This window comes from Microbacterium sp. (assembly GCF_031178525.1).
In the GTDB taxonomy this organism is placed as follows: domain Bacteria; phylum Actinomycetota; class Actinomycetes; order Actinomycetales; family Microbacteriaceae; genus Microbacterium.
This window is the reverse complement of sequence record NZ_JAPSJA010000198.1, coordinates 1-4,311: the sequence shown is the minus strand read 5'-3', so window position 1 is coordinate 4,311 and position 4,311 is coordinate 1. Positions and strand designations below refer to the sequence as shown.

Below are 4,311 nucleotides of genomic sequence, written 5' to 3'. Positions count from 1 at the left end.
ATGGCCGAGGCCATGCCGATCTGCGGACGCTCCCACGCGCCATCGAGCGACAGCAGCTTGACGACCGTGTGGCGGATGTTCGGCTCGCCGCCGTTGGAGGCCGCGATGATCCGGCCGTCCGCGGTCCAGCCGAGCACGCTCGTCGCCTGCGCGCCCCAGTGGGTGAGGCGGCGGACCTCTCCCGAGCCGACCTCGGCGACCATGACCTCGGGATGTCCGTCGCGGTGCGAGACGAAGGCGATGCGGGCGCCATCGGGGGAGAAGCGCGGCTGCCGCACGGGTGCGCTGTCGCTCGTGACGCGCCAGGCGCGCCCACCGGCGAGCGGTGCGATCCAGACGTCGTCCGCGGCGACGAACGTGACGAGGTCCGCGTGGACGTGGGGGTAGCGCAGGTACGTGGCGGGGGCGGTCACTCTCTCAACCTATGACGTCCGTAGGCTGGGGAACATGACCACCACGCCCGGCGCCGCCGTCTCAGGATCGATCCGTCGCATCACCGTGTTCACGGGGTCAGCGGCGGGCACGGACCCCGCGTACGCGCGCGCGGCGGTCGACGTCGGACAGGCGTTCGCAGCCCGAGGCATCGCGGTCGTGTACGGCGGTGGGAACGTCGGGCTCATGGGCGCCGTGTCGACGGCGGCCAGCGAGGCCGGCGGCGAGGTGCACGGCGTCATGCCCCAGGCGCTCGTGGACAAGGAAATCGCGCACACCGGGCTCACGACGTTCGAGATCGTGCCGGACATGCACGCGCGGAAGATGCGGATGGCCGACCTGGGCGACGCGTTCGTGGCTCTCCCCGGCGGGATCGGCACGCTCGAGGAGTTCTTCGAGGTGTGGACGTGGCTGCAGCTCGGCATCCACCGGAAGCCGGTGGCGGTGTACGACGTGCGCGGCTTCTGGCGCCCCATGCTCACGATGCTCGACCGGATGGTGGAGGAGGGCTTCGTGGCCGCCTCCTTCCGCGACTCGCTGCTCGTGGCAACGACGCCGCGCGAACTCATCCGGCTGCTGGAGGACTGGACGCCTCCGGCGCCGAAGTGGACCGAGGGCGAGGCGCCGCGGGCCTGACCCGCTGCACCCCTGGGACGATGTCCGCGGGTCATGGCACCATCGTGTCGTGGCCACGGACCTCGACGAAGCGCGCCTGCGAGAGCTCGCGCTGCTGAGGCGCGTGCGCGATCGCATGGACCGCGACTACGCCGAGCCCCTCGACGTCGAGGCGCTCGCCCGCGCCGTGCACATGTCGGCGGGCCACCTGAGCCGGCAGTTCAAGATCGCCTACGGCGAGTCGCCCTACTCCTATCTCATGACCCGCCGCATCGAGCGCGCCATGACGCTGCTGCGACGCGGTGACCTGAGCGTCACGGAGGTGTGCCTCGAAGTCGGCTGCGCCTCGCTCGGCACGTTCAGCTCGCGCTTCACGGAGCTCGTGGGGATGCCTCCCAGCGTGTACCGGCGCGAGGCGCAGCACGGCCTGGCCGGTCTGCCCTCGCTGGTGGTGAAGTCGGTGACGAGGCCGGTCAGGAATCGAGAAGCGCGCCCGGAAGGAGCGTCGATAGCGTGACGCACATGGACATCACGATCAGCACCAGTTTCCTGCCCCACACCGATCCGGAGGCGTCGCTCGCGTTCTACCGGGACGTGCTCGGCTTCGAGGTGCGCCTCGACGTCGGGTACGAGAACATGCGCTGGATTACCGTCGGCCCGGTCGGTCAGCCCGACACGGCGATCGTGCTCACCCCGCCCGCGGTCGATCCCGGCATCACCGACGCCGAGCGTCGAACCATCGCAGAGATGATGGCCAAGGGCACCTACGCCGGCATCGTGCTCGCCGCGCGCGACGTCGACGCCGTGTTCGAGCAGGTGCAGGCGCACCCCGGCGTCGACATCGTGCAGGAGCCGATCGACCAGGACTACGGCGTGCGTGACTTCGCCGTCCGCGACCCCGCCGGCAACGCGATCCGCATCCAGCAGCGCGCCTGAACCGTCCGCTTCCGCTTCCCCCTCCGTCCCTTTCCTTCCCCAGGAGCCCCACATGCCGGACCATCCCGCCGACAGCCACGACCTCATCCGCGTGCAGGGCGCGCGCGAGAACAACCTCAAGGACGTCAGCGTCGAGATCCCGAAGCGCAGGCTGACCGTGTTCACGGGCGTGTCGGGATCCGGAAAGAGCTCGCTCGTGTTCGACACGATCGCGGCCGAGTCCCGGCGCATGATCGACGAGACCTACAGCGCCTTCGTGCAGGGCTTCATGCCGTCCGTCCCGCGCCCCGACGTCGACGTGCTCGAGGGGCTCACGACCGCGATCATCGTCGATCAGGAGCGGCTCGGCGCGAACCCGCGGTCGACGGTCGGCACCGTCACCGACGCGAACGCGATGCTGCGCATCCTGTTCAGCCGACTGGGCGAGCCGTACATCGGCGGTCCGACCGCGTTCTCGTTCAACATCCCGACGCAGAAGGCGAGCGGGGTGATGACGGGACCCAAGGGCGAGAAGAAGATCGTGAAGGACGTCATCTACCTCGGCGGCATGTGTCCCCGTTGCGAGGGCCGCGGCCAGGTGTCCGACCTCGACCTGTCCCAGATCGTCGACGAGTCCAAGTCGCTGAACGAGGGTGCGATCCAGGTACCCGGCTACACGCCGGACGGCTGGATGGTGAAGGGCTTCTCGGAGTCGGGCTTCTATCCGGCCGACAAGCCGATCTCGACCTTCACCGACAAGCAGCGGCACGCCTTCCTTTACGGCGAGGTCACGAAGGTCAAGATCGCCGGGATCAACATGACCTACGAGGGCCTGATCCCCAAGATCACCAAGGCGATGCTGTCGAAGGATGTCGAGTCGCTGCAGCCGCACGTCCGTGCGTTCGTGGAGCGCGTGGCGACCTTCGCGACGTGCCCAGAGTGCGATGGCACCCGCCTGACCGAGGGCGCGCGCTCGTCCAGGATCGACGGCGTCAGCATCGCCGACGCGTGCCGCATGCAGGTCACCGATCTCGCCGCGTGGGTGCGCGCGCTCGACAAGCCCGGAACGGGACCCTTGCTGAAGGCGCTCAGCGCCAACCTGGACGCCTTCGTGACCCTCGGCCTCGGGTACCTCAGCCTCGAGCGGCCGTCGGGCACGCTGAGCGGGGGAGAGGCGCAGCGGATCAAGATGCTCCGTCACCTGGGGTCGTCGCTGACCGACGTCACCTACGTGTTCGACGAGCCGACGATCGGGCTGCATCCGCACGACATCCAGCGCATGAACGGCCTGCTGCTGCAGCTGCGCGACAAGGGAAACACCGTGCTGGTCGTCGAGCACAAGCCGGAGACCATCGCGATCGGCGACCACGTCATCGACCTCGGCCCGCGGGCCGGCAGCGCGGGCGGCACGATCTGCTTCGAGGGAACGGTCGACGGCCTCAAGGCGAGCGGCACGCTCACGGGACAGCATCTCGACTACCGTGCGCAACTGAGGTCGTCGGTGCGCTCCGGCTCCGGCGCGATCGAGATCCGCGGCGCGCGGGGGAACAACCTGCGAGACGTCGACGTCGACATCCCGCTCGGCGTGCTGACCGTCGTGACGGGTGTCGCGGGTTCGGGCAAGAGCTCGCTCATCCACGGCGAGGTGTCGCCGCGGGACGGCGTCGTGTCGATCGACCAGGGAGCGATCCGGGGCTCACGACGCAGCAACCCGGCGACCTATACGGGCCTGCTCGAGCCGATCCGCAAGGCCTTCGCAAAGGCCAACGGCGTCAAGCCCGCGCTGTTCAGCGCGAACTCGGAGGGAGCGTGCCCCACGTGCAAGGGCGCCGGCGTGATCATCACGGAGCTCGGCTTCATGGACACCGTCGAGACCCCGTGCGAGGACTGCGGCGGCAAGCGCTTCCAGGCGGCTGTGCTCGAGTACAAGCTGGGCGGCAAGGACATCACCGAGGTGTACGACCTGCCCGTCGCCGAGGCGCGCCCCTTCTTCTCGGAGGGCGAGGCGAAGATCCCGGCCGCCGCGGCGATCCTGGGACGCCTCGAGGACGTCGGGCTCGGTTACCTCACGCTCGGTCAGCCGCTTTCGACCCTGTCGGGCGGTGAGCGCCAGCGGATCAAGCTCGCCAACCAGATGGGGGAGAAGGCCGACGTGTACGTGCTCGACGAGCCGACCACCGGCCTCCACCTCGCGGATGTCGCGAACCTCCTCGGCCTGCTCGACCGCCTCGTCGACTCGGGCAAGACGGTCATCGTGATCGAGCACCACCAGGCCGTCATGGCGCACGCCGATTGGATCATCGACCTGGGCCCCGGGGCGGGTCACGACGGCGGCCGCATCGTGTTCGA

Annotated in this window: 4 protein-coding genes and 1 pseudogene; 4 read left to right on the top strand and 1 reads right to left on the bottom strand. The window is 69.3% G+C overall.

Features of this window, described 5'->3' with window-relative positions; all coding sequences use genetic code 11:
• A pseudogene (locus RIF89_RS11390) lies at positions 1-413 on the bottom strand (LpqB family beta-propeller domain-containing protein); the annotation flags it as partial.
• Positions 414-447: 34 nt separating this feature from the next.
• Between RIF89_RS11390 and RIF89_RS11385 the strand changes: the two are divergent.
• The 4 genes from RIF89_RS11385 to RIF89_RS11370 form a co-directional block, all read left to right on the top strand.
• Positions 448-1,068 carry a TIGR00730 family Rossman fold protein gene (locus RIF89_RS11385; protein ID WP_309069227.1) on the top strand — a complete coding sequence of 207 codons (621 nt, stop codon included), beginning with the start codon at positions 448-450 and terminating at the stop codon, positions 1,066-1,068.
• A 49-nt stretch (positions 1,069-1,117) separates the two neighbouring features.
• Positions 1,118-1,564 (top strand): helix-turn-helix transcriptional regulator, encoded by a 447-nt coding sequence (locus tag RIF89_RS11380; protein WP_309069226.1) that lies wholly within the window; start codon positions 1,118-1,120, stop codon positions 1,562-1,564.
• A gap of 5 nt (positions 1,565-1,569) precedes the next feature.
• A complete protein-coding gene (locus RIF89_RS11375; RefSeq protein ID WP_309069225.1) occupies positions 1,570-1,983 on the top strand; it encodes a VOC family protein in 414 nt (137 codons plus the stop codon).
• A 52-nt stretch (positions 1,984-2,035) separates the two neighbouring features.
• Positions 2,036-4,311: excinuclease ABC subunit UvrA (locus RIF89_RS11370; protein ID WP_309069224.1), on the top strand; the 2,276-nt coding region annotated here is incomplete at its 3' end.